Source organism: Streptomyces sp. NPDC051636 (assembly GCF_044453765.1).
Taxonomy (GTDB): domain Bacteria; phylum Actinomycetota; class Actinomycetes; order Streptomycetales; family Streptomycetaceae; genus Streptomyces.
On the sequence record NZ_JBITDA010000034.1, the window covers coordinates 37,925 to 64,642 of the forward strand.

General features: G+C 72.3%; 24 protein-coding genes and 1 pseudogene. 7 read left to right on the forward strand and 18 right to left on the reverse strand.

The genetic code is table 11. The features are described from left to right. Positions 1-166: 166 nt before the first annotated feature. Positions 167-1,510 (forward strand): UDP-glucose dehydrogenase family protein, encoded by a 1,344-nt coding sequence (locus ACIBBH_RS37245; protein ID WP_399412511.1) that lies wholly within the window; start codon positions 167-169, stop codon positions 1,508-1,510. A 137-nt stretch (positions 1,511-1,647) separates the two neighbouring features. On the opposite strand, the gene ACIBBH_RS37250 is transcribed toward ACIBBH_RS37245, so the two are convergent. After that, complete coding sequence (locus ACIBBH_RS37250) at positions 1,648-2,154, reverse strand: CGNR zinc finger domain-containing protein (protein ID WP_399412512.1); 507 nt, start codon at positions 2,152-2,154, stop codon at positions 1,648-1,650. A 103-nt stretch (positions 2,155-2,257) separates the two neighbouring features. On the opposite strand from ACIBBH_RS37250, the gene ACIBBH_RS37255 reads away from it, so the two are divergent. Both ACIBBH_RS37255 and ACIBBH_RS37260 read left to right on the forward strand, forming a co-directional pair. Beyond that, positions 2,258-2,617 (forward strand): VOC family protein, encoded by a 360-nt coding sequence (locus ACIBBH_RS37255; RefSeq protein WP_399412514.1) that lies wholly within the window; start codon positions 2,258-2,260, stop codon positions 2,615-2,617. 14 nt (positions 2,618-2,631) lie between these two features. After that, positions 2,632-3,036, forward strand: coding sequence for a VOC family protein (locus ACIBBH_RS37260; RefSeq protein ID WP_399412516.1), 405 nt, complete (start codon positions 2,632-2,634; stop codon positions 3,034-3,036). A gap of 13 nt (positions 3,037-3,049) precedes the next feature. Here the strand turns inward: ACIBBH_RS37260 and ACIBBH_RS37265 are convergent, their stop codons facing one another. From ACIBBH_RS37265 to ACIBBH_RS37285, 5 genes and pseudogenes are all read right to left on the reverse strand, one after another. Continuing rightward, on the reverse strand, positions 3,050-4,165 hold the full coding sequence (locus ACIBBH_RS37265) for a dipeptidase (RefSeq protein WP_399412518.1): 1,116 nt from the start codon (positions 4,163-4,165) through the stop codon (positions 3,050-3,052). A gap of 110 nt (positions 4,166-4,275) precedes the next feature. Next, a pseudogene (locus tag ACIBBH_RS37270) lies at positions 4,276-4,610 on the reverse strand (MerR family transcriptional regulator). A 72-nt stretch (positions 4,611-4,682) separates the two neighbouring features. Then, entirely contained in the window at positions 4,683-5,870 is a 1,188-nt protein-coding gene (locus ACIBBH_RS37275) for a dipeptidase (protein WP_399412520.1), read from the reverse strand. After that, positions 5,867-6,391: a 5-(carboxyamino)imidazole ribonucleotide mutase gene (gene purE / locus ACIBBH_RS37280; RefSeq protein WP_399412522.1), complete on the reverse strand. Its 525-nt coding sequence runs from the start codon at positions 6,389-6,391 to the stop codon at positions 5,867-5,869. Before purE ends, ACIBBH_RS37275 begins: the two co-directional genes overlap by 4 nt. Continuing rightward, a complete protein-coding gene (locus ACIBBH_RS37285) occupies positions 6,388-7,527 on the reverse strand; it encodes a 5-(carboxyamino)imidazole ribonucleotide synthase (protein WP_399412524.1) in 1,140 nt (379 codons plus the stop codon). Before ACIBBH_RS37285 ends, purE begins: the two co-directional genes overlap by 4 nt. 173 nt (positions 7,528-7,700) lie before the next feature. Here ACIBBH_RS37285 and ACIBBH_RS37290 point away from each other — a divergent pair, with 173 nt between their 5' ends. After that, positions 7,701-8,204 (forward strand): GtrA family protein, encoded by a 504-nt coding sequence (locus ACIBBH_RS37290; protein WP_399412526.1) that lies wholly within the window; start codon positions 7,701-7,703, stop codon positions 8,202-8,204. A 17-nt stretch (positions 8,205-8,221) separates the two neighbouring features. Here ACIBBH_RS37290 and ACIBBH_RS37295 read toward each other — a convergent pair whose 3' ends face one another. After that, entirely contained in the window at positions 8,222-9,493 is a 1,272-nt protein-coding gene (locus ACIBBH_RS37295) for an ATP-binding protein (RefSeq protein WP_399412528.1), read from the reverse strand. A gap of 160 nt (positions 9,494-9,653) precedes the next feature. Beyond that, positions 9,654-10,331, reverse strand: a complete 678-nt coding sequence (locus tag ACIBBH_RS37300) for a response regulator transcription factor (RefSeq protein ID WP_399412529.1) — start codon at positions 10,329-10,331, stop codon at positions 9,654-9,656. 412 nt (positions 10,332-10,743) lie between these two features. Here ACIBBH_RS37300 and ACIBBH_RS37305 point away from each other — a divergent pair, with 412 nt between their 5' ends. After that, positions 10,744-12,240: an oligopeptide:H+ symporter gene (locus tag ACIBBH_RS37305; RefSeq protein WP_399412531.1), complete on the forward strand. Its 1,497-nt coding sequence runs from the start codon at positions 10,744-10,746 to the stop codon at positions 12,238-12,240. 63 nt (positions 12,241-12,303) lie between these two features. Here the strand turns inward: ACIBBH_RS37305 and ACIBBH_RS37310 are convergent, their stop codons facing one another. The 6 genes from ACIBBH_RS37310 to ACIBBH_RS37335 all read right to left on the reverse strand — a co-directional run bounded on the left by ACIBBH_RS37310 (position 12,304) and on the right by ACIBBH_RS37335 (position 18,143). After that, positions 12,304-13,623 (reverse strand): hypothetical protein, encoded by a 1,320-nt coding sequence (locus ACIBBH_RS37310; protein ID WP_399412533.1) that lies wholly within the window; start codon positions 13,621-13,623, stop codon positions 12,304-12,306. Then, the gene (locus ACIBBH_RS37315; RefSeq protein ID WP_399412535.1) at positions 13,620-14,705 is read right to left on the reverse strand and encodes a hypothetical protein; all 1,086 of its coding nucleotides are present in this window, start codon (positions 14,703-14,705) and stop codon (positions 13,620-13,622) included. The genes ACIBBH_RS37310 and ACIBBH_RS37315 overlap by 4 nt, the downstream gene beginning before the upstream one ends. Continuing rightward, a complete protein-coding gene (locus ACIBBH_RS37320; RefSeq protein WP_399412537.1) occupies positions 14,702-15,559 on the reverse strand; it encodes a hypothetical protein in 858 nt (285 codons plus the stop codon). Before ACIBBH_RS37320 ends, ACIBBH_RS37315 begins: the two co-directional genes overlap by 4 nt. A 29-nt stretch (positions 15,560-15,588) precedes the next feature. Then, complete coding sequence (locus ACIBBH_RS37325; protein ID WP_399412539.1) at positions 15,589-16,299, reverse strand: LPXTG cell wall anchor domain-containing protein; 711 nt, start codon at positions 16,297-16,299, stop codon at positions 15,589-15,591. A 531-nt stretch (positions 16,300-16,830) separates the two neighbouring features. Beyond that, on the reverse strand, positions 16,831-17,379 hold the full coding sequence (locus tag ACIBBH_RS37330; RefSeq protein WP_399412541.1) for an ATP-binding protein: 549 nt from the start codon (positions 17,377-17,379) through the stop codon (positions 16,831-16,833). 386 nt (positions 17,380-17,765) lie between these two features. Next, complete coding sequence (locus ACIBBH_RS37335) at positions 17,766-18,143, reverse strand: STAS domain-containing protein (RefSeq protein WP_399412543.1); 378 nt, start codon at positions 18,141-18,143, stop codon at positions 17,766-17,768. 282 nt (positions 18,144-18,425) lie between these two features. On the opposite strand from ACIBBH_RS37335, the gene ACIBBH_RS37340 reads away from it, so the two are divergent. Together ACIBBH_RS37340 and ACIBBH_RS37345 are read left to right on the forward strand one after the other, a co-directional pair. Beyond that, on the forward strand, positions 18,426-19,319 hold the full coding sequence (locus ACIBBH_RS37340; RefSeq protein WP_399412545.1) for an RNA polymerase sigma factor SigF: 894 nt from the start codon (positions 18,426-18,428) through the stop codon (positions 19,317-19,319). Between the two features lie 154 nt (positions 19,320-19,473). Beyond that, positions 19,474-21,063, forward strand: coding sequence for a ricin-type beta-trefoil lectin domain protein (locus ACIBBH_RS37345; protein WP_399412546.1), 1,590 nt, complete (start codon positions 19,474-19,476; stop codon positions 21,061-21,063). A gap of 176 nt (positions 21,064-21,239) precedes the next feature. On the opposite strand, the gene hutI is transcribed toward ACIBBH_RS37345, so the two are convergent. From hutI to hutU, 4 genes are read right to left on the reverse strand one after another with little or no spacing between them, the layout of a single operon-like run. Then, positions 21,240-22,415, reverse strand: a complete 1,176-nt coding sequence (gene hutI / locus ACIBBH_RS37350) for an imidazolonepropionase (protein ID WP_399412548.1) — start codon at positions 22,413-22,415, stop codon at positions 21,240-21,242. Positions 22,416-22,438: 23 nt separating this feature from the next. Beyond that, positions 22,439-23,788 carry a formimidoylglutamate deiminase gene (locus tag ACIBBH_RS37355; protein ID WP_399412550.1) on the reverse strand — a complete coding sequence of 450 codons (1,350 nt, stop codon included), beginning with the start codon at positions 23,786-23,788 and terminating at the stop codon, positions 22,439-22,441. Next, positions 23,785-25,002, reverse strand: coding sequence for an allantoate amidohydrolase (locus tag ACIBBH_RS37360; protein WP_399412552.1), 1,218 nt, complete (start codon positions 25,000-25,002; stop codon positions 23,785-23,787). Before ACIBBH_RS37360 ends, ACIBBH_RS37355 begins: the two co-directional genes overlap by 4 nt. Then, a complete protein-coding gene (hutU, locus tag ACIBBH_RS37365) occupies positions 24,999-26,663 on the reverse strand; it encodes a urocanate hydratase (RefSeq protein WP_399412554.1) in 1,665 nt (554 codons plus the stop codon). The genes ACIBBH_RS37360 and hutU overlap by 4 nt, the downstream gene beginning before the upstream one ends. Positions 26,664-26,718 lie beyond the last annotated feature (55 nt).

Consider the following 26,718-nt stretch of genomic DNA (forward strand, 5'->3'; position numbering starts at 1 on the left):
ACGCTAATTACCGTTAAGTAACAGAAAGTTTAGGGGTCCACCAGCGGCACGCATACGTGACCTTCGCGACAGCGGAAAGCTGCCCTCGGAAGCGCCCGGCCAAGCCACGCGGCCTGCCTTGGCTATGCTCGGGCGCGCACCTCCCGCGTACCCCTCTGGAGCATCCATGAGCCTCAAGATCACCGTGATCGGCACCGGCTATCTCGGCGCCACACACGCCGCGGCCATGGCCGAACTCGGTTTCGAGGTGCTGGGGCTGGACGTCGTACCGGAGAAGATCGCGAAGCTGGAGCGCGGCGAGGCCCCGATGTACGAGCCGGGGCTCGAGGAGCTGTTGAGGAAGCATGTCGCGGGCTTCGAGGGTTCCTCGGGGCGGTTGCGGTTCACCCAGGACTGGGCCGAGGTCGGGGCGTTCGGCGACGTGCACTTCCTGTGCGTGAACACCCCGCAGCGGCACGGGGACTACGCGGCCGACATGTCGTACGTGGACGCGGCCGTCGCCTCCCTCGCCCCGCACCTGACCGGTCCCGCGCTCGTCGTCGGCAAGTCCACCGTGCCCGTCGGCTCCGCCGACCGCCTCGCCACCTACCTGGCCGAGCACGCGCCGGCCGGCGGGGACGCCGAGCTGGCCTGGAACCCGGAGTTCCTGCGGGAGGGGTTCGCCGTCGAGGACACGCTGCATCCCGACCGGATCGTGGTCGGGGTGCGCAGCGAGCGCGCCGAGAAGCTGCTGCGCGAGGTGTACGCGACGCCGCTCGCCGACGGCACGCCGTTCGTCGTCACCGACTTCCCGACCGCGGAGCTGGTGAAGACCGCCGCGAACTCCTTCCTCGCGACGAAGATCTCCTTCATCAACGCCATGGCGGAGGTGTGCGAGGCCGCGGGCGGCGACGTCGCCAGGCTGGCGGAGGCGATCGGCTACGACGACCGGATCGGGAAGAAGTTCCTGCGGGCCGGGATCGGCTTCGGCGGAGGGTGCCTCCCGAAGGACATCCGGGCCTTCATGGCGCGCGCCGGCGAGCTGGGCGCCGACCAGGCGCTGACCTTCCTGCGCGAGATCGACTCCATCAACATGCGCCGCCGCGGCCAGATGGTCGAGATGGCCCGCGACGCCCTCGGCGGCGGTTCCTTCCTGGGCCGGCGGGTCGCGGTGCTCGGTGCCACCTTCAAGCCCGACTCGGACGACGTCCGGGACTCGCCCGCGCTCAACGTGGCGGGCCAGATCCACCTCCAGGGCGGCCAGGTCACGGTGTACGACCCGAAGGGCATGGACAACGCCCGCCGGATCTTCCCGACCCTCGGGTACGCCGACACCGCGCTGGACGCCGTCCGGGGCGCCGACGTGGTGCTGCACCTGACCGAGTGGCGGGAGTTCCGGGAGCTGGACCCGGCCGCGCTGGGCGAGGTCGCGGCGGGCCGGGTGCTCCTCGACGGGCGCAACACCCTCGATCCGGAGCTGTGGCGGCGGGCGGGGTGGACGTACCGCGCGATGGGGCGTCCGACCGCCTGAGCGTGAACGGGTGACGCCGGTTCGGCCGAGGCTCAGTCGGCCGAACCGGCGTCTTCACGCATTCTGCACCACGAGACCGGTACCTGGCCGCTGAACTTCCTGTGGACCGTGGGGATTCGGAGCCCTTCTCGGGGCTCTCACGCCTCCCTGGCCCGGTACCGGCGCATCTTGGCGCGCGCGCCGCACACCTGCATCGAGCACCAGCGGCCGCGTCCGGCCGGGCTGCGGTCGTAGTACGCCCAGTGGCACGTCTCGGCCTCGCAGGCCTTGAGCCGGGTCCAGGTGCCGGCCACGAGCGCCTCGGCGACGGCGGCGGCGACGCGGGAGAGGAGGGGGTCCGCGTCGGCCGGGGCGAGGGTCGCCGAGCCGTCCCGTTCGTCGACCGCCACCAGAAGCGGGGCCTGTGCCAGCAGCTCGCCCAGGGGTGTCACGGCCCGGTGCGGCCGATGGCCGGCGTGGGCGAGCAGGGCGGCGCGCAGGGATTCGCGCAGGTCGCGGGCCGAGGGCAGTTCGTCCTCCGGGATGCCGAAGCGTGCCCGGCCCTCGCTCGTGTCGAGCGCGTCGGCGCCCGACTCGATGTCCAGGGTGTTCACCAGGGATTCGACCAGCGCCAGGCCCCCCGGTGCGGCCGATCTCTCAGTCATGCTTGCGACGTTACCCCCCATGCGGGAGTATGCAGTAACCGTTACCGGTTGCCAGCCTCTATGGGTAACGCGGTTGCTTCACCGTCGCTTCAAGGAGGAAGTCATGGCTCTCGCCAAGCTGGGTGCCGTCGTCCTGGACTGTCCCGACCCGCGCGCGCTCGCCGGGTTCTACGCCGAGGTGCTCGGCGGCACCGTCGAGGGTGACGCGGAGTGGGTGGACCTGAACGTGCCCGGCGGGCAGGCACTGGCCTTCCAGGCCGCACCCGGGTTCGTACCGCCGAGGTGGCCCGCGCCCGACGACTCGCAGCAGTTCCACCTGGACCTGGTCGTGGAGGACCTGGACGCGGCGGAGAAGGGCGTCCTGGCCCTGGGGGCGAAGCCGCTGGACGCGGAGGACCGCTCGCGCACCTTCCGGGTTTACGCGGATCCGGCCGGGCACCCGTTCTGCCTCTGCGCCTGCTGAGACCGGGAGGGCTCATGCCTGCTGTCGCACGTTTCCGCTCCGTCGTTGTCGACTGCCCCGACCCGCACGCGCTCGCCGCCTTCTACGCCGGGCTCCTCGGCGGCACACCCCGCGCCGAGGAGGGCGACGACGAGGCCGACTGGGTCGTCCTGGAGGTCCCGGGCGGTCCCCGGCTCGCCTTCCAGCGGGCCGAGGAGTACACGCCGCCGGAGTGGCCGCGGGGTGACCGGAACGCGCAGCAGTTCCATCTCGACCTCGACGCCGGGTCCACCTGGGAGGAGATCGACGCGGCGCACGAGAAGGTGCTGGCGCTGGGGGCGCGGCCGCTGGACCTGGAGGACCGGGAGAAGAAGGACTTCCAGGTGTACGCCGATCCGGCCGGGCATCCGTTCTGCCTGTGCCGGATCGAGCACGCCTGACACGTGGGGTGCCCTACCCGTCCAGCTCGGCGATCTTCGCCGGGGACGGCTCCCGGCGCTGCTGGGCGGCGCGGGCCACGAAGTCGCCGCTGCGCAGGACGCGCTGGGCGTTCTCCCAGGTCAGCAGGGCCAGCTCGGTCTCGGACCAGCCGCGGCGGAGCAGTTCGGCGACCAGGTAGGGGTAGCGGGAGGCGTCGGCGAGGTCCTGCGGGTGGGCGGCGCCGGAGTCGTAGGTGCCGGACAGGCCGACGCACTCCGGGCCGGCGACGCGCCGGACGTGGTCGAGGTGGTCGGCGACGTCCCGGACGTTCGGCCCGGTCTGCTCGGCCGTCAGCGGCACCATGCACAGGCCTCCGGCGGCGCCCAGCCCGGTCAGCAGGTCGTCGGGGAGGTTGGCCGGGTGGGGGCGCAGGGCGCGGGCGGCGGAACGCGTGCACAGCACCGGGGTCTTGGACAGGGCGGTGGCGCGGCTGATGGTGGCCTCGGAGGCGCCGGAGAGGTCGGCGATCACGCCGAGCCGGTTCATCTCGCGCACGACCTCCTCGCCGAACCGGGTCAGCCCCGCCTCACTCGCCCAGGAGGTGCCCGCCAGGGTGAGCACACGCAGGCCGAGGGCGTGCAGAACGCGCAGGATGCCGAGGGAGTCGTCCAGTGCGGCGGCCGTGGCCGGGCCGAGGACGACGGCGACCCGGCCGCGGTTGCGGGCGTCGATGACCTGCCCGGAGGTACGCACCAGGCGCAGGCCCTCCGGGTGCCCCTCGGTGACCGTGCGGACCAGATCCAGCTGCTCCAGGGTCGCGCCCACGGCCCGGTCGCCGGCCAGCCCCTCGGGCAGGTGCAGCGACCAGAACAGCGCGGCGACGTGCCCCGCCCGCATCCGGGGCACGTCCGTGTCGACGGCGGTCTCGCCCAGCTCCAGGTCGTACCAGGGCAGGTGCTTCAGCGCCCAGGGCAGGCCGCTGTAGCCGTCGGCGACGGGGTGGGCGGCGAGCAGGGCGTGGGCCCGCTCCAGCGGCTCGGCGTCCTGGTCGGGGGCGGGGGCGTACGGCTCGGGGAAGGAGCCCGCCGGCAACGTCTCGGTTTCGCCGACCTCGGTCGCGGCGGGGATGTCGTCCTGGAGGTCGGCCATGGCGGGCTCCGTACGTCGTCGTGAGCTACGTCGTGCTGCGGCGATACGGCCACCGTCGCACGAGGGACCAGGGCGTTTCCTGGTGGGCGGGGCGTTCGGGGGTACGGCCCTCAGCGCTCGCGCGCCGCCTCTATGAGCTCGTCCAGCGTGTCGCGGGAGCGGACGGGTCCGGCGATCACGCGGTCGACGCTGTCGCGCTCCTCGGTGAGGTCGGCGACCAGCTTCGGGGCGGGCCACGGCGGAGGGTCCGCCGTCCGCGTCCCGCATGCAGGGCAGCAGCTGCCTGATCTTGGAGCTGCGCAGGCCGGCCGCGTACAGCTCCTGGATCCGGATCACCCGATCGACGGGCCGCCTCCGGGCAGTCCCGGTGTCCACCGGGCGTTCGCCCGGCCGTCAGCAGCCCCCGGGGTCCGGTCGGCCGCCTGCGCCTGGGCGTGCCGCTCACCCCGGTGCGGGACCGCCACCTGAAGTACGCGGGCGGGGCGACCGGCTACACCGACTGCACCGCCCTCGGCGATCAGCCGTCGAGTTCCTCGATGGTGGCGTTGGACGGCCCCCGCGTCGCCTGAACGCCACGGGCCACGTCCTCCGCCGCGCCCAGCACCCGGACCGCGTTCTGCCAGGTCAGCTTGGCCAGGTCGGACTTCGACCAGCCGCGGTCGAGGAGTTCGGCGAGGAGATTCGGGTAACCGGAGACGTCGTCCAGGCCGTCGGGGGTGAAGGCCGTGCCGTCGTAGTCGCCGCCGATGCCGAGGTGGTCGACGCCCGCGACCTCGCGCATGTGGTCGAGGTGGTCCGCGACGGTGGCGGCCGTGGCGACCGGGCGCGGGTTGCGCTCCTCGAAGGCGCGGTGCACCTTCATCGCCTCGGCGGTGGTGTCGAGGTGGTGGAAGCCGTGCGCGCGCATGTTCTCGTCGGCCGCGGCCGTCCAGTCCACGGCGGCCTGGAGCACGAACTTCGGTACGAACGTCACCATCGCCACGCCGCCGTTCGCGGGCAGCCGCTCCAGGACGTCGTCGGGGATGTTGCGCGGGTGGTCGCACACGGCCCGGGAGGAGGAGTGCGAGAAGATCACCGGGGCGGAGGACGCGTCCAGCGCGTCGCGCATGGTGGTCGCCGCCACGTGGGAGAGGTCGACCAGCATGCCGAGCCGGTTCATCTCCCGCACGACCTCGCGGCCGAAGGCCGACAGGCCGCCGACGCCCGGCTCGTCCGTCGCGGAGTCCGCCCACGCCACGTTGTCGTTGTGGGTGAGGGTCAGGTAACGGACGCCGAGCGCGTACAGGCCGCGCAGGGTGCCGAGGGAGTCGGCGATGGAGTGGCCGCCCTCCGCGCCCATGAGGGAGGCGATCCGGCCGTCCTGACGCGCCTTCTCCATGTCCGCGGCGGTCAGCGCGGGGGCCAGGTCCGCCGGATACCGGTCCAGCAACTGCCGTACGCAGTCGATCTGCTCCAGCGTCGCCGGCACCGGGTCGGGCAGGTCCGCGCGCACGAACACCGACCAGTACTGCGCGCCGACGCCGCCCTGGCGCAGGCGCGGGATGTCGGTGTGCAGGTGGGCGTTCTGCCGCCGGGCGATGTCGCGGGCGCCGAGGTCGTAGCGGACCTGCTCGCGCAGCGCCCAGGGCAGGTCGTTGTGCCCGTCGGCGACCGGGAACTCGCGCAGCAGCTCCCGGGCTGCCTCGACAGAGCTCACCGCGGTCATTTCCCGAAGCCGAAGCCGCCGGCGGAACCCTCGACCTTGGATCGCAGCCGCTTGCCCTTCTCGGTGGCCTGGTCGTTCAGGTCCTGCTGGAAGTCACGCATCCTGGCGAGCAGGTCCTCGTCGTGCGCGGCGAGGATGCGGGCCGCGAGCAGACCGGCGTTGCGGGCGCCGGCGACGGAGACGGTGGCGACGGGCACGCCGGCCGGCATCTGCACGATCGACAGCAGGGAGTCCATGCCGTCGAGGTACTTCAGCGGCACGGGCACGCCGATGACCGGCAGCGGGGTGACCGAGGCGAGCATGCCGGGCAGGTGGGCGGCGCCGCCCGCGCCCGCGATGATCACCTTCAGCCCGCGGTCGGCGGCCTGCTCGCCGTACGTGATCATCTCGCGCGGCATGCGGTGCGCGGAGACGACGTCGACCTCGTACGCGATCTCGAACTCGTCGAGGGCCTTGGCGGCGGCCTCCATCACGGGCCAGTCGGAGTCCGACCCCATGACGATGCCTACTACGGGGCTCATTCGGTGATCGTGCCTCTCAGGTAGCCGGCAGCGTGACGTGCGCGCTCCAGCACGTCGTCCAGGTCGTCGCCGTAGGTGTTGACGTGGCCGACCTTGCGGCCGGGCTTCACGTCCTTGCCGTACATGTGGATCTTCAGCTGGGGGTCGCGGGCCATGCAGTGCAGGTACGCGGAGTACATGTCCGGGTAGTCGCCCCCGAGGACGTTGACCATGACCGTCCACTTGGCACGCGGGCGCGGGTCGCCGAGGGGCAGGTCGAGAACCGCGCGGACGTGGTTGGCGAACTGCGAGGTGATCGCGCCGTCCATCGACCAGTGGCCCGAGTTGTGCGGGCGCATCGCGAGCTCGTTGACGAGGATGCGGCCGTCGCGGGTCTGGAACAGCTCGACGGCGAGGTGGCCGACGACGCCGAGTTCCCTGGCGATGGTCAGGGCCATCTGCTCGGCCTTGAGCGCGAGGGACTCGTCGAGGTCGGGGGCGGGCGCGATCACCGTGTCACAGACGCCATTGACCTGCTGGGACTCGACCACCGGGTAGGCGACCGCCTGGCCGTGCGGGGAGCGTACGACGTTGGCGGCGAGCTCGCGGACGTAGTCGACCTTCTCCTCGGCGAGGACCGGTACGCCGGCGCGGAACGGGTCGGCGGCCTCCTCGGCGGAGTCCACGACCCACACGCCCTTGCCGTCGTAGCCGCCGCGGACGGTCTTGAGGACGACCGGGAAGCCGTCACCCTCAGCCGCGAAGGCGGCGACATCGGCCGGATCGCTCACGATCCTGTGCCGCGGGCACGGGATGCCGATCGCGTCGAGCCTCGCGCGCATCACGCCCTTGTCCTGGGCGTGCACGAGCGCGTCGGGACCCGGGCGGACGGGGATGCCGTCCGCCTCCAGGGCCCTGAGGTGCTCGGTGGGTACGTGTTCGTGATCGAAGGTGATCACATCGCACCCGCGCGCGAACTCACGCAGCGTGTCCAGGTCGCGATAGTCGCCGATGACGACATCGTTCACGACCTGCGCCGCGGAATCCTGAGGAGTGTCACTGAGGAGCTTGAACCTGATGCCCAACGGGATGCCCGCCTCGTGTGTCATACGCGCGAGCTGGCCCCCGCCGACCATGCCGACTACCGGGAACGTCACACCCCTAGGGTATCGGTCACGCCACCGCGCCCTGATTCCGCGCCGATCCTGTGGCTCTTACTCCGCACTTTCCGGGTTCTTTCCGACCTGAGAGCCCGTCCGCAGGAAACTCCGCGGGGGGGTGGATAGCATGGCGGGGTTGACGAAACCTACGGACGGGAGCCTGCACGACCATGGAACGTGGTTCCTCGGGGCTTCAACGTCTCGTACGCGAGGTCGCCAAGTTCGGCGCCGTGGGCGGTGCGGGCATCCTCGTCAATCTCGGCGTGTTCAACCTGGTACGGCACGTCACCGACCTGCAGGTCGTCCGGGCCAGCGTGATCGCCACCGTCGTGGCGATCGCCTTCAACTACGTCGGCTTCCGCTACTTCGCCTACCGGGACCGCGACAAGAACGGCCGGACGAAGGAACTCACGCTGTTCCTGCTGTTCAGCGCGGTCGGCCTGGTGATCGAGAACGGCGTGCTCTACATCGCCACGTACGGATTCGGCTGGGACAGCCCGCTGCAGAGCAACGTCTTCAAATTCGTCGGCATCGGGGTGGCGACCCTCTTCCGCTTCTGGTCCTACCGCACCTGGGTGTTCCGGGCGCTCCCGGGCCATGAGGCCGTCGCCCACGCGGAGTCCCTCCTCGCGCAGGAGTCGAAGAAGCCGCGGCCCACCCAGCGGGTTCCCTAGGGCCTGTCGGACTCTCCTCAGCGAACCGTCGGGCTGCCCTCGGCCGGCTTGCGGGACGGTGGCGTCCTGGACAGGAACAGCCCGAAGACCGGCGGCTGGGCCTGGAGCAGCTCCAGGCGGCCGCCGTCGGCCTCCGCGAGGTCACGGGCCACCGCCAGGCCGATGCCCGTCGAGTTCCGGCCGCTGATCGTGCGCTCGAAGATGCGGGCGCCCAGGTCGGCCGGGACACCGGGGCCCTCGTCGGTGACTTCGACCACCGCCTGGTTGCCGGTGACGCGGGTGCGCAGGGCGACCGTGCCGCCTCCGTGCATGAGCGAGTTCTCGATCAGCGCCGCCAGCACCTGCGCCACCGCCCCCGGAGTGCCGACCGCCTGCAGGTGCCGCTTGCCCGAGCTGACGATCGCCCGGCCGACGCTGCGGTAGGCGGGCCGCCACTCGGCGAGCTGCTGCTGGATGACCTCGTCGAGGTCGAAGGAGACCGCGGAGCCGGTGCGCGGGTCGCGGGAGTTCGTCAGCAGGCGCTCCACCACGTCCGTCAGGCGTTCCACCTGCGTCAGCGCGATGGTCGCCTCCTCCTTCACCGTTTCCGGGTCGTCGGTGAGGGTGATCTCCTCCAGCCGCATCGACAGCGCGGTCAGCGGTGTACGCAGCTGATGGGAGGCGTCGGCGGCCAGCCGGCGCTCGGCGGTGAGCATCCGACCGATGCGCTCGGCGGAGGAGTCCAGCACGTCCGCGACCCGGTCCAGCTCGGGGACGCCGTACCGCTTGTGCCGGGGGCGCGGGTCGCCGGACCCGAGGCGCTCGGCGGTCTCCGCCAGGTCGGTCAGGGGCGAGGCGAGCCGGTTGGCCTGGCGCACGGCGAGCAGCACGGCGGCGACCACAGCGAGCAGTGCCACCAGCCCGATGATCAGCAGCGTGCGGCCGACCTCCCGGGTCACCGTCGAGCGGGGCTCCTGGACGGTGACCGTCTCGCCCTCCTCGCCGTCCTGGGTGGCGCGGATGACGTCGCCCCGCGGCTCGGTGCCGAGCTCGATCGGCCGGTGGCCGGGGATGCGGATCACCGCGTACTGGTCCTTGGTCACCTGGTTGTGCAGCAGCTCGGCGGTGATGTCCTCCGCGCCGATGATCCGGCTGTCCACGATGCTGGCCAGCCGGACGGCCTCGGAGTCCACCCGTTCCTGGGCACTGTTGCTGATCGTCCGGGTCTCGACGATGACGAGCGACACACCGAAGACGGCGATCACGACGAGCACGACCGCAAGGGTGGACTGGATCAGACGACGACGCACGAAGCCCTCCGGGCGGTGACTCTACGACTGTGGCGGCACCCACCTGCCTGGGGGCGCGGGGCGTCACACCATGCGGCTCCGCCGCGTGGGGGCGACCAGCCGCACGGCCCCGCAGCCACGCTGCCCGCACAAGCCAGGACGGCGCAACGCGCGTAGCCGGCTAGCTCTTCTCGAAGCGGAACCCGACCCCGCGCACCGTGGCGATGTACCGGGGGTTGGCCGCGTCATCGCCGAGTTTCTTCCGCAGCCAGGAGATGTGCATGTCCAGCGTCTTGGTCGACGACCACCACGTCGTGTCCCAGACCTCGCGCATCAACTGGTCCCGGGTGACGACCCGCCCCGCGTCGCGCACCAGTACCCGCAGCAGGTCGAACTCCTTCGCGGTGAGCTGCAGCTCCTCGTCGCCCATCCACGCCCGGTGCGACTCGACGTCGATCCGCACTCCGTGCGTCGCGGGCGGCTGCTGCGGCTCCGCGGCGCCGCGCCGCAGCAGGGCCCGGACCCGGGCGAGGAGTTCGGCGAGCCGGAAGGGCTTGGTGACGTAGTCGTCGGCGCCCGCGTCCAGGCCGACGACGGTGTCCACCTCGTCGGCGCGCGCGGTCAGGATGAGGATGGGCACGGTGTGGCCCTCGGCGCGCAGCCGGCGGGCGACCTCCAGGCCGTCCATGCCGGGCAGCCCCAGGTCCAGCACGACCAGGTCGACGCCGCCCTGCATTCCGGCGTCGAGCGCGGCGGGTCCGTCCTCGCGCACCTCGACCTCGTAACCTTCCCGGCGCAGGGCGCGGGCCAGCGGCTCCGAGATGGACGCGTCGTCCTCGGCGAGCAGTACACGGGTCATGAGGTGATGGTAGTCCGCTTGCGCGCGCTGCTGGGGTGTGATCCAAACGAGGGATTCTTACCTTGGGACACACTGGTACGAACCTATGGCTGAGGGGTGCGATCCTAGGAGAGACCTTCGAAACCGTTGCGCAGTTCCGCCGACACCTGTGATCCGTGTCTCAAGTCCTTCCATATCAGGCAGTGTCCTGACGTATGGTGACTGCGAACGCCTGTAGTACGCAGGGGACCTTCGGCGGGCACGTGACGCCGAAGGTCTCTTTTGTGTGCGGGCCGGCCCGAGCCGGCCTTGAAAGGAATGATCTCTGGCCGGGCGGCGTGGGGGCTGGACGACCGATCCCCGCCGGTGCCGGCCCACTCCCCCACCGGGCGCGCAACACTCCGCCGCGCGTCCCGACCAGCAAGGAACGACCATGGCGTCCAGCCTGACGAAGGACTCGGTCCGCCCGGGCACCCCCGGTTCCGAGAAGACCTTCTTCGGCCACCCCCGCGGACTGGCCACCCTCTTCATGACCGAGATGTGGGAGCGTTTCTCCTACTACGGCATGAAGGCCCTGCTCCCGCTGTACCTGGTGGCACCGGGCGGCCTGCACATGAACGCGGCCACCGCGACCGCGATCTACTCCGTGTATCTGTCCCTCGTGTACCTGCTCGCCCTGCCGGGCGGCTGGTTCGCCGACCGCGTCCTCGGACCCCGCAAGACGGTCGCCGTCGCCGGCGCGGTCATCATGCTCGGCCACCTCACCCTGGCCCTGCCGGCCGCCGGCACCTTCTTCGCCGGCCTGGGCCTGGTCGCCATCGGCTCCGGTCTGCTCAAGGCCAACATCTCCACGATGGTCGGCCACCTGTACGACGGCCCGGACGACCCGCGCCGTGACGGTGGCTTCACCCTCTTCTACATCGGCATCAACCTGGGCGCCTTCGCCGCGCCGCTGGTCATCGGCACCGTCGGCGAGAAATACAACTGGCACCTGGGCTTCGCGCTCGCCGCGCTCGGCATGGCCCTCGGTCTCGCGCAGTTCCTGCTGGGCACCCGCCACCTGAACTCCCGCTCGGACGTCGTCCCGACGCCCCTGACGGCCGAGCAGAAGACCGCCACCCTGCGCAAGGCCGCCCTGTGGGCGGGTGTCGCCGTGGTGTTCTACGCGATCGTCGGCTTCTCCGGCGTCTACACGCTGAACTGGCTGCTGGTCCCGATCACCCTGGCCGGTCTGATCATCCCCGTCCTGGTCATCGCCCGCATCAAGCGGGACCGGGAGCTCGACCGCGCCGAGCAGTCGAAGATGACCGCGTACATCTGGTTCTTCGTCGCCGCCGCCGTGTTCTGGATGATCTACGACCAGGGTGGCTCGACGGTGTCGCTGTTCGCCGAGGCCTCGGCGAAGAACACGGTCCTCGGCTGGGAGTTCCCTGTCTCCTGGTACCAGTCGGTCAACCCGGTCATGATCATGGCGCTGGCGCCGGTCTTCGCCTGGATGTGGCTGGCGCTGGCGCAGCGCGGCAAGGAGCCGAGCACCGCGGTGAAGTTCACCATGGGCCTGGTTCTGATCGGCGCGTCCTTCTTCCTGTTCCTCGCCCCGCTGACGATCGCCGACGGCGGCCACAAGGCGGCCGCGATGTGGCTGGTGGCGGTCTACTTCGTGCAGACCGTCGGTGAGCTGACGGTGTCCCCCGTGGGTCTGTCGGTCACCACGAAGATGGCGCCCGCGAAGTACGCCTCGCAGATGATGGGCGTCTGGTTCCTGGCCGTCACCGCCGGTGACGCCACGACCGGTCTGCTCTCCATCGCCGGCGTCGACCTCAACAAGACGGGCATGGTGGCCCTGGAGGCCGTCCTCGCCGTGATCGCCGGTGCGGCGGTGTGGATGTACCGCAGGAAGGTCAAGGAGCTCATGGGCGACGTGCACTGACGTACGCCCGAGGCTGTCGAGGAGGCCACCGCACCGGCGAGGTGCGGTGGCCCTCCTGTCGTTTCAGCGGGTACGCCGTCCCGGCATGAACGTGAACACCGCCCCGCCCAGCAGGATCGCCGTCCCGGCGACCAGGCCGAGGGCCTTGAGGGCGCCGTGGTCGCTCGCGCCGGTCTCGGCCAGGCCGCCGCCGCTGCTGCCGCCGGAGGAGGACGTGCCGCCGGAGGCCGGCGAGCCGCCCGACGCGCCGCTGTCCTGCTCGGTGGTGTCCAGCGTCAGGGAGACCTCCGACCTGGCCGGGGTGCAGGTCGTCGTCGTACCGAGGGCGTTGATCGTCAGGACCCCCGGCGACAGCGTCGACCGGCCGCCGGCACCCGGCTTGTAGGTGCCTGTCAGGTCGGGGATCGCGATCGGGTCACCGGACTTGATGTCGGAGGAGTTCGTCGGGCCCTCCGCGTGCACCGTGCCCTTGTCCGCGCCGCCCAGCACTACCTCCATCGACGGCTTCACGGAGCCCTTCGGGATGTCGGCGGGGCTGTCCATCACCGACTTCTTGAACTGCACGGTGAGGCCGAAGCTGCCGCTGTCCTTCTTGGCGTTGATCTGCACCGGCGAGGTCGCGTTCTTGTCGCCGATGGGCGTCTTGCACGCGTAGGGCACCTGGACCTCCTTGCCGGTGAAGTCGGTCTGGCCGGTGCCGTCGCCGGCGCTGGCGGAGGTGGTCGGCGTGCTCGTGGCGGTGGCCGTGGGGATGGCCGTCGAGGTCGGGGTGGGGGTGGCGGTGTTCGTCGGCGTGCCCGTGCCGGTCCCCCCACCGTCCGTCACCTGGATCGTCGCCGCGGGCTGCACCGTCTCGGTCGGCGTGCACTTGGTGTCCGTCGACATGGCGTTCACGATGTACGCCTCCGGTGTCAGCGTCACCGCGCCGGGTGCCGTCAGCTTCAGCGTGCCCTTCATGTCGGACAGCACCATGGCGCCGCCCTTGGGGATCGCCGGGTTCTCGCGCGGCCCCCGCATCGCGATGTCCGCGGTCTGCGCGCCGGCCGCCTTGAGGGTGCCGGACGGCTGGACCGAGTTCGCGGGCAGGTCGATGATGTCGGGGTTCTTGGAGGCGGCCTGCGTGAACTTCCACCCCACGTCGACCGTGTCGCCCACCTTCGCCGTGGCCGGCGCGGTGATCTCGACCTTGGTGGTGCCGTCGACGGGGTCTATGCCCGCGGGCGGCACGCAGTGGGTGGCGTACGAGACCTCGGCGGCCTCGGCGGACCCGGCGCTCACGCCGAGCAGCACGCCCGCCGAGCAGAGCACCAGCGCGGCACCCACCGCGCCCGCTCGCCGCACGCCGGGTCCGCCGGTCGGTGTCACTCTCCTTCGCTTGCTCACGTGGGTCCCTTCCTGGTGGGAGTCGTAGGACTCGTCGGGCTGTCGTCGTGCGGTGCGGAGAGCCGGCCGGCCGCCCCCGGATGGGAGTCCGGGGTGAACCACGGCAGGGCCGAGGCGGGGGTGGGCTGCGCCTCGGGGGTACGGGACTTCATCAGCCGCAGGGTCAGCGGGGGCCGGCGTCGCCCGCGCCGGCGGCCGCCGCCCGCCCTGCGCGGCCGGATCCGGTCCACCACCGCCATCCCGGCGCGGAACAGCGCGGCCGGGACGACCACGCAGAGCAGCAGCCAGAACAGCGTCACGCCCCAGGGCCGGCCCACACCCCAGGGCTGCTCGGCGAGCACCCTGCCGCCGTACCTCAGGGACACGGTGTAGTCGCCGTGCGCGCCCGCGGTGAGCTCGACCGGCAGTCTGATCTGCGCCTTCCTCCCAGGCGCGAGGGTGCCGTGCCACTGCTGGTCGTCCCACTGGGGGGCGAACACGCCGTGCGCGGTGCCGACCTGGAAGACGGGGTCCCTGATGCTGGACGACCCCACGTTGCCGACGGTGAGGACCAGGGTGCGGGACGGGGGTGCCCCGAACCAGGTGAGCAGTCCGCTGGACCCCGCCAGCCGGGTGTCGCTGAGGAGGGACAGTCGCCCGCCGGAGGACTCGGCGGGCAGCGGCTCGACGGGGTGCCCGGCGACCTTCAGGACCGCGTCGGCGTCCGCGTCGGCCCCGGTCACGGTGGCCACGTGCACGACGCACGGACACGGCGCGGGCGGCTCTGCGACCGGCAGCTTCCTGCCGAAGCGGCCCTTGGCGTCGGTGGTGACGGCCCGGCCGTCGGCGTTGGCGCAGGAGTTGGTGCCGCCGATCACGCCCCGGGTGGGGGTGGCCTGCCCGCAGATCAGCATCATCAGCAGCGCGTGCGGCCGCCAGCCGCTGCCGCTGACCGTGATCGAACCGCCGGTCCCGGCCTGGGACTTGGACAGCTTCACGGTCGGCCCGGTGGCCGCCGCCGCTGGGGTGGTCCCGTTCGTGAAGGGCAGGAGGAGCAGCGCGAGGACCGCCACCAGCGCCGGGATCCGCCTCTTGCCGGTCACCGCACCGCTCCCGTCAAGCGGGCCCGCCCGACCGGGTGTCCGGCTTCCGCGGTACGGCGCCTGCCCCGCCGTACGCGGACGACGGCGGTGGCCGCGGCGGCGCACACCGCCCCCGCCGCCCCCGCCACCGCTCCCCAGGGCACGAACCGCGCCGACGTGCCCGCCGTGGCGTGCGCCCCGCCCGACGCGGTCGCCGTCAGCCGTACGTGGACCGCGTCCAGCGCGGGCCGATCGGGCCACGGCTCGTCGAGCCGCAGCCGCTCGCCCGGGGACAGCCGGACGGGCAGGGTGCGCGGGGCTCGGTCCAGGACCCGCCCGAGGAGACCCTCGGCGCGCACGGCGAGCCGCGGTACGAGGACCGTCGTACCGCGGTTGACCAGCTCGTACGAGATGCGGTCGCCGTGTACGGCGACGTGCTCGACGGTGAGCGCGGGCAGCACCGGCCCGCCGGCCCTGAGACGCACGCCCACGGTCGCCGCACGGCCGTCGCCGTCCCGCGCGACGATCGTGCCGGCGCGGTCGCCGGGTGCGGCGCCGGCCGGGACGGTCACCGTGAACGGCACGTCGGCGCGGGTGCGGGCGGGGACGCGGACGCGGGTCTCGGCGAAGGCGAGGCGGACGCCGGTGCCGCTCAGCCGTACCGCGACCGGCTTCTCGCCGCGGTTGGTCACGGAGACCGTGTCCCGCAGGACGGCCCCCGGCGCGCCCTCGGCGTAGACCGACGGGCGGTCGCCGCCCAGGGGGGCGAGGGACCAGCCGCCGGCGGCCGAGGCGGGCGGGGCGGTGGCGAGCAGGCTCAGCACCGGCAGCACCGGTAGCAGGGACAGGCGCAGGACGCGGGTGGCGGACGGCATGGGCGGCTCCAGCGGTCTTGCCCGGGTGTTCAGCGGCGTACGGCCTGGTTCCGGCGCGTCAGCCACAGCGCGCCGGCCGCGCCCGCGAGGAGGACGGTGCCGCCGAGGGTGCCGAGGGCGAGGGCGGAGTCTCCGGGGCCGGTCTGGGGGAGTTGACCGCCGGGGGTGCCGCTCTGCGAGGAGGAGCCGGAACCGGACCCCGAACCGGAACCGGACCCGGAGGAGCCGCCGCTCGCGGCCGTGACGTCCAGCGCCAGGGCCGGCTTGGGGTTGTTGCCCGGGCTGCAGGTGGTCGTCGTACCGAGCGCCTTGATGGTGAGCACGCCCGGCGTGAAGGTGACCTTGCCGGTCTTCTTCGGAGTGTAGGTGCCGCTCAAGTCACTGATCTTGATCGGAGTGTTGGCGGGAATCGCGGCCGGGTTGGCCGGTCCCGACACCGCGAGCGTGCCGCTGTCGGCGCCGCCGAGCCTGATGGTGGCGCTCGGGTTCATCGCACCCTTGCCGAGCTCGACCGGGCTGGAGGAGACGCCCTTCTGCCAGGACATGGTGATCTTGTAGCCGCCGCCGCTCCTGACGCCCTTGATGCCGATGGGCGAGACCGCACTCTTGTCCCCGATCGGCGTCTTGCACTGGTAGTTGACGTCGACGACCTCGGCACGGGCCGCCGGCGCGGCCAGCAGCACCACCGAGCCGGCCAGGGCCGCGGCGGACGCGAGCGCGGCGGTTCGTTTCGGGTCCACGGCCCACCTCATTCCTGACGGCACATCAGATCGGGCCGTCAAGGTACGCCCGGGGCCGTAAGGAGGGAAGACACAGCGCACCCCCGAGTTGTGACGATCCGGCGCGCGCGGGGAGGGGGCTGAGTGGAGAGGGTGACCGTGGGTAACCGATGGTCGGGCGGGGCGCCGCGGCGCAGACGGGGCTGACGGAGGCACGGGGGAGACGCCGGCGCCCTTGCGGCGAGGGGCTGGGGACACCGATACCGGAGGTGGGCGGGGTGGCCGGCGCGGCGAGCGGCGGGGCAGCGCGCGGTGCGTACGGGCGGTGCGTTCGGGTGGTGCCGGGCGCGGCGGGCCTGCCGGCCGAGGAGGGCCGCGGCGCAGCCGAGCCACAGGCCTGCGGGTGCGGCGCCGGCTGCGCCGGGCGCGGGCGATCGGCAGGTCGTCGCCTCACGTCACCCGGGCAGGCCCGGCGCGGCGAACAGTCGGCGCAAGCGGCGGGCCGTGTCCGGCCCAGCGGGGGCGGCGGGTCGGCGTGGTGGGCCAGGAGGCCTACGCCGGTGCGCCCAGTTCCGCCCAGACCGTTTTGCCCGACGCGCCAGGGGTGCGTACGACGCCCCAGTCCAGGCAGAGGCGCTGGACGATGAACATGCCGTGGCCGCCGGGGCGCCCGGCACGGTGGGGGGTGCGGGGGGCGGGCTGGCCGGTGCCGCGGTCGGTGACCTCTATGCGGATCACCTTGTTGTCGCAGGCAAGGACCAGTTCCTCGGGACCCTCGGCATGCAGGCAGGCGTTGGTGACCAGCTCGGAGACGACCAGCAGCACGTCCTCGGCGGCGGCCCGCTGGTCGGCGGACGCGGCGGGCAGCCAGCCCCAGGCGTACAACGCCTGGCGGGTGAAGTCGCGGGCGAGCGGGACGACACCGCTCTCACCGTCGAGGCGCAGCCGCCGTTCCTGGCGGGGCCTGCGGCCCCCCTCCGACGGCACGGCCGCTGCCCCCGCGGACGCGCCGGTCTCCGGCGCACCCCCCTCGGACGCCCCGGAAGCGCCGCTGGGCTCCGGGCCGCGGTCGCCCGGCGAGTAAGGCCGGGTGGTGCTCATCAGCGCTTCACCTCACCGATTCACCATTCACGATTCAGAAGCCGTTCAGGTCGATCTTTGATGCCGATCTTCATGCCGATCCCCACGCCGGTCTCGATCCCTACCGATGGATTACCGATCGGTACCGATCAATACCGGTTGACGCCGACGGATTCAGGTCAGTTCCGCTCGGTCCGGTCGGTTCCGTTCGGTTCCCGTCCGCACCCACCGGCTCCGGCCGCCACCGCGTCCGCCGGTGCCCGTTGATACGTACGTCGCACACGGGCCGTTCGTCGGTTCCACGGTGGTCCCGCACCCGGGGGCCGACAGGTCCAGGATGTCTCCTGCCCGGGCGAACCAGGGCGACACCCCTCTGCTCGGCGTGGCCGGTGCGGGCGTGCGGCGACTCAGCCGGACTCGTCCGCCAGGGCCGCCTCGATGGAGTCATGGACGGTGAAGACCGCCTCCGCCCCCGTGATTTCGAACACGCGTGCCACCACCGGCAGCATCCCCGCCAGGTGCACACCCCCTCCGGCGGCCTCCGCCCGCAATCGCGCGCCGAGGAGCACGTTCAACCCCGTGGAGTCGCAGAACTCCAGCCGCGAGCAGTCCACGACGAGTCGCGAGAATCCCTTGTCGAGGAGGTCGTCGAGGGGTTCGCGCAGTAGATCGGCGGTGTGGTGATCGAGCTCACCCGCCGGTGTCACTACGGCGCTGGAACCCTCTTCCCGCACCTCCACCAGAAGCCGGCCCGACTGTGCGCTGCCGACCGTCCCGCGGTCCATGCCGTCTCTCTCCCGAGGTCGTGGCTGCTGACTGATGTCCTGCTGAGGCCTGGCCGATGCCATGCCGATGCCCTCGAACACTACGCCTTCCGTACGCACTCCGACAGCCGAACAACCCCACACAAACGGACATATCCCCTCAAAACGCACTTGCGATGGCCCTGCTGAAGCGGGTAGGGCTAGTAAGGACACGTACCCGACACGGCCGGCTTTGGAGGCGCCGCACACCGCAGTGCACGCACGGCTTCGGCAGCCTAATGCCGAGAACGATGGAGGACACCCATGTCACCCCGGCTCGACGCATCGCATACCCGGACGGCGACGTCGACACCCCCACCGGAACAACTGGATCCCATCGATCCCGTGGATCCCTTCGAGGGACTCCCCGAGATCCCCCCGTACGACGAGATCGCCCCACTCGACGCACGGGCCCTCTCCAAGACCCTCTTCGAGCGGCTGGAGTCGCTGGAGGAAGGGACGCCCGAGTACTCGTACGTCCGCAACACCCTCGTCGAACTCAACCTGGCGCTGGTCAAGTTCGCCGCCTCCCGCTTCCGCTCCCGCAGCGAGCCGATGGAGGACATCATCCAGGTCGGCACTATCGGCCTGATCAAGGCGATCGACCGCTTCGAACTCTCCCGTGGCGTGGAGTTCCCCACGTTCGCGATGCCAACCATCATCGGTGAGATCAAGCGCTTCTTCCGCGACACCTCGTGGTCCGTGCGCGTCCCGCGCCGGCTCCAGGAGCTGCGGCTCGACCTGGCCAAGGCCGGCGACGAGCTCGCCCAGAAGCTCGACCGCGCGCCGACACCGGCCGAACTCGCCGAGCGCCTGGGCATCTCCGCCGACGAGGTCGTCGAGGGCATGGCCGCCTCCAACGCGTACACCGCCTCCTCGCTGGACGCCCAGCCCGAGGAGGACGACTCCGAGGGCGCGCTCGCGGACCGCATCGGCTACGAGGACCACGGGCTCGAAGGCATCGAGTACGTCGAGTCGTTGAAGCCGCTGATCGCCGAACTCCCGGCCCGCGACCGGAAGATCCTCTCCCTCCGGTTCGTGGCCAACATGACCCAGTCGGAGATCGGCGACGAACTCGGCATCTCGCAGATGCACGTGTCGCGGCTGCTGTCGCGCACGCTGGTGCGTCTGCGCAAGGGACTGACCGTGGACGACTGACCGTGGACGAGTGAGGTTCGCGAGGTTTCACCACTCCCCGGAGAAACCTCCACCTCCCTCTTTCCCCAAGCGTCCCCTTCCGCCACTCTGGGCACCGCAAACTGGCTGGTACGTCAGGTCGCGGGCGGCCGCACGGGTTCGAGGAGGCGCGAGGATGGCTCAGGGCGGCGACGGGGCCGGCGACGGCGGGGACGCGGGCAGAGGGCCGTACGCCGGGGCCCCGGACGCGGACGGCGGCCCGTACACCGCCGCACCGGACGCACGGCTCACCGAACTCCTGCGCGCCGACACCGCCACCGCCTACGCGGCGCTCCAGGAGCTGCGCCGCCGCCACCGCCGGGCGGTCCTCGGCTACGCCCGGCTGTGCGCCGCGAGCGAGTCGGCGGCCCGGCAGCTGGCGGCGCAGACCTTCACCGAGGCGGCCCGCGAGACGGCACGGGGAGTCGAGCCGCTCGTCCCGCTGCGCCACCACCTGCTCCTGCTGACCGCCCGCCTGGCCGCCGCCTGGGCCCGCGACGAGCGCTCCGCCGGCCTGGACCCCGGCCTGCTCCTGGTCCTGAACACCACCGGCACCCCCGAGGGCCCCCTCCCGCCGCTGCTGCCGGCCTTCCACACCCTGCCCTCGCGTGCCCAGGGCCTGCTCTGGTACGCCGTCGTGGACGAGGAGCGGGAGGACCGCACGGCCGCCCTCCTCGCCCTCACCCCGTGGGACGTGGCGTACGACACCCCGCACGCGCTCCAGGCCATGGCCCAGGCCTGCCTGAGATCCCGCCTGGCCGCCTCCGACGACCCGCACTGCGGCGACTTCCGCCGCCTGATCGAGGAGTCGACCCGCCCGGACACCCCCCGCCACAGCGCCGACCTGCACGCCCACATGGCCCGCTGCCCGCACTGCACGGCCGCCCACGAGGACCTGACCGCCCTCCGGGACACCCCGCGCACGACCCTCGCGGAAGGCCTGCTCCCATGGGCCGGTACGGCGTACACGACCCGCCGGGGCCCGCAGGAGAGCCGTACCGCCCCCCTCGCCGGGACGCGTCGCGCCCCCTCCCGCCGCTTCCTGCTCGCCTCCGCCGCCCTCGGCGTCGCCCTGGTCCCGCTGCTGTTCCTGCTGCGGCCCACGGACGACTCCCCGGACCCCGACCCGGCGAACGCCGTCGGCACGCCCACAAGCGCGCCCCAGGTCACGGTGACGGCGACGGCGACCGCGACCGCGACGGTCTCGGCGACACCGTCCCCGTCTCCTTCCGCGACCTCCCAGTCCCCCACGCCGACGAGGACTCCGAGCCCGGCGAAGCGCCCCGCCGACCCCATACGCCGCCCGACCCCCACGGCCCACGCGCCCGACGGCACCTACGCCCAGGTCGTGAACACCGCCTCGGGCCGCTGCCTGGACGTCTCCGGCGACTTCGACAACGGCACCGACGTCGTCACCGCCCCCTGCACCTCGTCGGCGAGTCAGCGGTGGCGGGTCGACACCGCCCGAGGAGTCGTCCAGTCCTCCGCGAACCCCGCCTTCTGCCTCGACACCCGCGGCTCCGTCGACAAGGGCGTCGGCATCTGGCAGTGCGCCTCGCTCGACGGCGACCACGGCGAGAACCTGCGCTTCGCCGTGGACAGCGACGGGGTGATCCGGCCGGCGATCGCGATCGAGACGGGGCTCACGCCGGACGGCGGCGGGGAGCTGGCGCTGGAGCCGTTGACGGGGGGTGCGGAGCAGCGGTGGCGGGCGGGGGCGAGGTGACCCTGCGTCGGCCCGTGCCCGCCGAGGTCCACAACGGGCTGAGGGCTCGGCGGCCCCCATCGGTCACCACCCCGGGTGTGATGGGCAGATTTATGCCAGGAGCGGCTGACAACGCCGCAGGTCACTGAGCTTGAGCGTGGCCCGTATCCACCAATGGTGCCCCTCCTCCGGGCGAGTCAGACCACGCGCGCGCCGCGCCGCCAGACCCCCGCGACCAGCGGAACGCCCGGCCGGTAGGCCAGGTGCACATGGCTCGGGGCGTCCAGAAGGGTCAGGTCGGCGCGGGCTCCCGGGGTGAGCCGGCCGATGTCGTCCCGCCGGAGGGCCGCCGCCCCGCCCGCCGTAGCCGACCACACCGCCTCGTCGGGCGTCATGCCCATGTCCCGTACCGCCAGCGCGACGCAGAAGGGGACCGAGGAGGTGAAGGACGAGCCGGGGTTGCAGTCGGTCGACAGGGCCACCGTGACGCCCGCGTCCAGCAGGCGGCGGGCGTCGGGCCATTCCGCCCGGGTGGAGAACTCGGCGCCCGGCAGCAGCGTGGCCACCGTACGGCCGCTCGCCAGGGCGTCGACGTCCGCGTCCGTGAGGTGGGTGCAGTGGTCGGCGCTGGCCGCGTCGAGTTCGACGGCGAGTTGGACGCCGGGGCCGTAGGAGAGCTGGTTGGCGTGGATGCGGGGGTGGAGGCCCTTGGCCTTGCCCGCCGTGAGGATCGCCCTCGCCTGGTCGCCGTCGAAGGCGCCCTTCTCGCAGAAGACGTCGATCCAGCGGGCGTGCGGGGCGCAGGCGTCGAGCATCTCGCCGGTGACGAGGGCGACGTAGGCGGCCGGGTCGTCGGCGTAGTCGGGGGAGACGATGTGCGCGCCGAGGTAGGTGACCTCGTCCGTGTGCGCGGACGCGATGCGCAGGGCTCGGGACTCGTCGGCCACCGTCAGGCCGTAGCCCGACTTCGTCTCGAACGTCGTCGTGCCCTGGCACAGGGCCTCGCTCAGGTAACGGGTGAGGTTCGCCTCCAGTTCCTCGTCCGTCGCCGCCCGCGTCGCCGCGACCGTCGTGCGGATGCCGCCCGCGCTGTAGGGACGTCCGGACATGCGGGCGTTGAACTCCGCAGTGCGGTCGCCCGCGAAGACCAGGTGGGAATGGGAGTCGACGAAGCCCGGGAGGACCGCACGGCCGCCGGCGTCGACCCGATTGTCAGTGGCGGGTGCTTTCCTGGATTCACCGGTCCACACGACGCGGTCGCCGTCGATGACGACGGCCGCGTCCTGGATCAGACCGAGGGGAGAACCGTCGCCGAGGGAGGGATCGTTGGTGACCAGCATGGCGATGTTGGTGATGACGGTGCTGCTGCTCATGACGTCCTCATGGGTGGTGGGATTCAGCCGCGCAGGGCTTCGATCGCGTCTGCCAGCGCCGACGGCACGTTCGGTACGAGGGTGTGGGCGCCGTCCCGTACGACATGGCGGCCGCCCACGACGGTATGGCGCACGTCCGCTGCCGTCGCGGCGAATACGGCCGTTTCGGCGCCCAGCCTGGGCAGCGGCCCCGCCGTCCTGACCGAATCGAGGGCGATCGTCGTGAAGTCGGCGAGCGCCCCACGCTCCAGACGGCCCGCGTCGTCCCAGCCCAGGGCCGCGTGACCGTCCGCCGAAGCCGCGCGCAGCAGGGCGGCGGCCGTCCAGTGGCCCCGTGTGCGGGTGCGCAGCCGCTCGTTCAGCTCCATCGCGCGCGCCTCCTCCAGCAGGTCGACGACGGCGTGGCTGTCGGAGCCGAGGGAGAGCGGGGAGCCCGCGCGCTGGAGGGCCGCCGCCGGGCCGATGCCGTCCGCCAGGTCGCGCTCCGTCGTCGGGCACATGCAGGTGCCGGTGCCGGAGCCACCGATGAGCGCGATGTCCTCGTCCGTCAGGTGGGTGTTGTGCACGCCGGTGGTGCGCGGGCCGAGGACGCCGTGGTCGGCGAGCAGCCGGGTGGGCGTGCAGCCGTGCGCCGCCAGGCAGGCGTCGTTCTCGGCGGTCTGCTCGGACAGGTGCACGTGGAGCGGGGCCCGTCGCTCCTCCGCCCAGCGTGCCACGGTCGCCAACTGGCGTGCGGGCACGGCCCGTACGGAGTGAATCGCCGCCCCGATCCGCGCATGCTCCCGCTCCTTGAGAACTGAACAGCGTTCGGCCCAGGCCTCGGCGGTCCTGTCGGAGAAGCGCAGCTGGTGGGTGTTGGGCGGCCGGCCGAAGCCGGAGGAGAGGTAGGCGGTGTCGAGGAGGGTGATGCGGATCCCGGCGTCGGCGGCAGCCGCGATGAGTGCCTCGCCCATGGCGTTGGGGTCGGCGTACGGGGTGCCACCTGGCGCATGGTGCACGTAGTGGAACTCACCGACCGCCGTGACACCCGCCAGCGCCATCTCGGCGTACACGGCACGGCCGAGGGCGTGGTACGTCTGAGGGGTCAGCCGGTCGGCGAAGGAGTACATCACCTCGCGCCAGGTCCAGAAGGTGCCGGAGCCGACCTGGACGGTGCCGCGCAGGGCTCGGTGGAAGGCGTGGCTGTGGGCGTTGGCCAGGCCGGGCAGCGTCAGCCCGCGCAGCGGCTCCGCGCCGGGCGGCGGGGCGGGGGTCTCCGTGCGGACGGCCGCGATCCGGCCGTCGGCCACCTCCACCAGCACCCCCGGCTCGACGTGGGTGTCGAGCCAGGCGTGCTCCAGCCAGTACGTCCGCGTCGGCTGAGTCGTCGTCACCTGCAGGCCAGCCCTTCCAGTACGTCGGCGAGCGCGGTCACCCCGGCCACGCAGTCGTCCTCGGCGGCGAACTCGGCCGGGGAGTGCGAGACGCCGGTGGGGTTGCGCACGAACAGCATGGCGGTCGGGATGCTCCCGGAGAGGATTCCGGCGTCGTGTCCGGCGCCGGTGCCCAGCACGGGCACCCTGAGGTCGGTGTCCCGGCCCAGGATGCGGGCGAGTTCGTCGCGCAGGGCGTGGTCGAACTCGACGACCGGCGTGAAGGACTCGCGGACGACGTCGAGGTCGGCACCGTGCGCGGCGGCGTACTCGCGCGCGGCCTTCTCCACGCCCGTCACCACCGTGTCCAGGGTCTCCTGGTCGGCGGCGCGCGAGTCGAGCCAGCCACGTACCAGGGAGGGGATGGCGTTGACCCCGTTCGGTTCCACCGCGATCTTGCCGAAGGTCGCGACGGCACCGGCGAGTTCGGCCTCCCGGCGGGCGGCGAGCACGGTCTCGGCGTACGACAGCATCGGATCGCGGCGGTCCACCAGCCGGGTGGTGCCGGCGTGGTTGGCCTCGCCCCGGAAGTCGAACCGCCAGCGTCCGTGCGGCCAGATGGCGCTCGCGATGCCGACCCGGTCGCCGCAGAGGTCCAGCACGCGGCCCTGTTCGACGTGCAGTTCGACGAACGCGCCGATCCGGGCGAGCCGCTCGGGGTCCGGCCCGATGGTGTCGGGGTCGTATCCGGCGGCCTCCATGGCCTGCGGCAGCGTGATCCCGTCGCCGTCGGTCAGCCGGTGCGCCTGCTCGACGGTGAGCTGTCCGGCGGTCAGCCGGGAGCCGACGCAGGCGAGCCCGAACCGGGCGCCCTCCTCGTCGCCGAAGTTGACGATCGCGAGGGGCCGGGTGAACCGTGCCTGCCTGCCGCGCAGTTCGTCGAGGGCGGCGAAGGAGGACACGACCCCGAGGGGCCCGTCGAAGGCCCCTCCGTCCGGCACGGAGTCCATATGCGACCCGGTGACGACGGCGTCCCCGGCGGCCGGGTCCCCCAGCCAGGCCCACTGGTTGCCGTTCCGGTCGACCTCGTAGGCCAGTCCGCGGGCTTCGGCCTGGTCCTTGAACCAGGCCCGGCAGTCGGCGTCGGCACCGGTCCAGGCGAAGCGGCGGTAGCCGCCGGAGGCGGGACTGCGGCCTACCGGCAGCAGTTCCGCCCACATGCTGTGGAATGTCACGCCTGGTCACCCTCGCGCATGGGCACCCGGACCCCCCGCTCGGCCGCCACCGACTCCGCGATGCCGTACCCCGCGTCCACGTGCCGGATGACACCCATGCCCGGGTCGTTCGTCAGGACCCGCCGGATCTTCTCCCCGCCCAGCTTCGTGCCGTCGGCCACCGTCACCTGCCCGGCGTGGATGGACCGTCCCATGCCGACGCCGCCGCCATGGTGGAGGGAGACCCAGGAGGCACCGGACGCCACGTTGACCATGGCGTTCAGCAGCGGCCAGTCGGCGATCGCGTCGGAGCCGTCGAGCATGGCCTCCGTCTCGCGGTACGGGGAGGCGACGGAACCGCAGTCGAGGTGGTCGCGGCCGATGGCCAGCGGGGCCGCCAGCTCACCGCTCGCGACCATGTCGTTGAAGCGTTCGCCGGCCTTGTCGCGCTCGCCGTAGCCGAGCCAGCAGATCCGCGCGGGCAGGCCCTGGAAGTGGACGCGCTCGCCGGCCAGCTTGATCCAGCGGGCCAGGGACTCGTTCTCGGGGAAGAGGTCGAGGATCGCCTTGTCGGTCTTGGCGATGTCTGCGGGGTCGCCGGAGAGGGCAGCCCAGCGGAAGGGGCCCTTGCCCTCGCAGAAGAGGGGGCGGATGTAGGCGGGGACGAAGCCGGGGAAGGCGAAGGCGCGGTCGTACCCGGCGAGCTGGGCCTCGCCCCGGATGGAGTTGCCGTAGTCGAAGACCTCCGCACCGGCGTCCAGGAAGCCGACCATCGCCTCGACGTGCTCGGCCATGGACTCACGCGCACGCGTGGTGAATCCGGCCGGGTCCTTGGCGGCGGCGGAGGCCATGTCGTCGAAGTCGATGCCCACCGGCAGATACGCCAGCGGGTCGTGGGCCGAGGTCTGGTCGGTGACGATGTCGATGGGGGCGTTCATCGCCAGCAGCTGCGGGACCAGTTCGGCCGCGTTGCCGAGCACGCCGATGGACAGCGGGCGGCGGGCGTCGCGGGCCTCGACGGCCAGCTGGAGGGCGTGGTCGAGGGAGTCGGCCCGCACGTCGAGGTAGCGGTGCTCGATGCGGCGCTCGATGGCGCGCGGGTCGCAGTCGACGCAGATCGCCACGCCGTCGTTCATGGTCACCGCAAGGGGCTGGGCGCCGCCCATGCCGCCGAGGCCGGCGGTGAGGGTGATCGTCCCGGCGAGGGTGCCGTGGAACTTCTTCGCGGCGACGGCGGCGAAGGTCTCGTAGGTGCCCTGGAGGATGCCCTGGGTGCCGATGTAGATCCAGGACCCGGCGGTCATCTGGCCGTACATCGTCAGGCCGAGGGCCTCCAGGCGGCGGAACTCCTCCCAGTTGGCCCAGTCGCCGACGAGGTTGGAGTTGGCGATGAGGACGCGCGGGGCCCACTCGTGGGTCTGCATGACACCGACGGGGCGGCCGGACTGGACGAGCATGGTCTCGTCCTGCTTCAGGGTGCGCAGCGTGCGGACCATGGCGTCGAAGGAGCGCCAGTCGCGGGCCGCCTTGCCCGTGCCGCCGTAGACGACGAGCTTGTCGGGGTGTTCGGCGACCTCGGGGTCGAGGTTGTTCTGCAGCATCCGCAGAGCGGCTTCCTGCTGCCAGCCCAGGGCGCTGAGTTCCGTACCGCGCGGGGCTCGTACGGGGCGGGGTCCCGACATCGTCTGCCTCCTCCTGTTACTACGTCTATTCAAATCATGTCTGCCTGAATAGAGC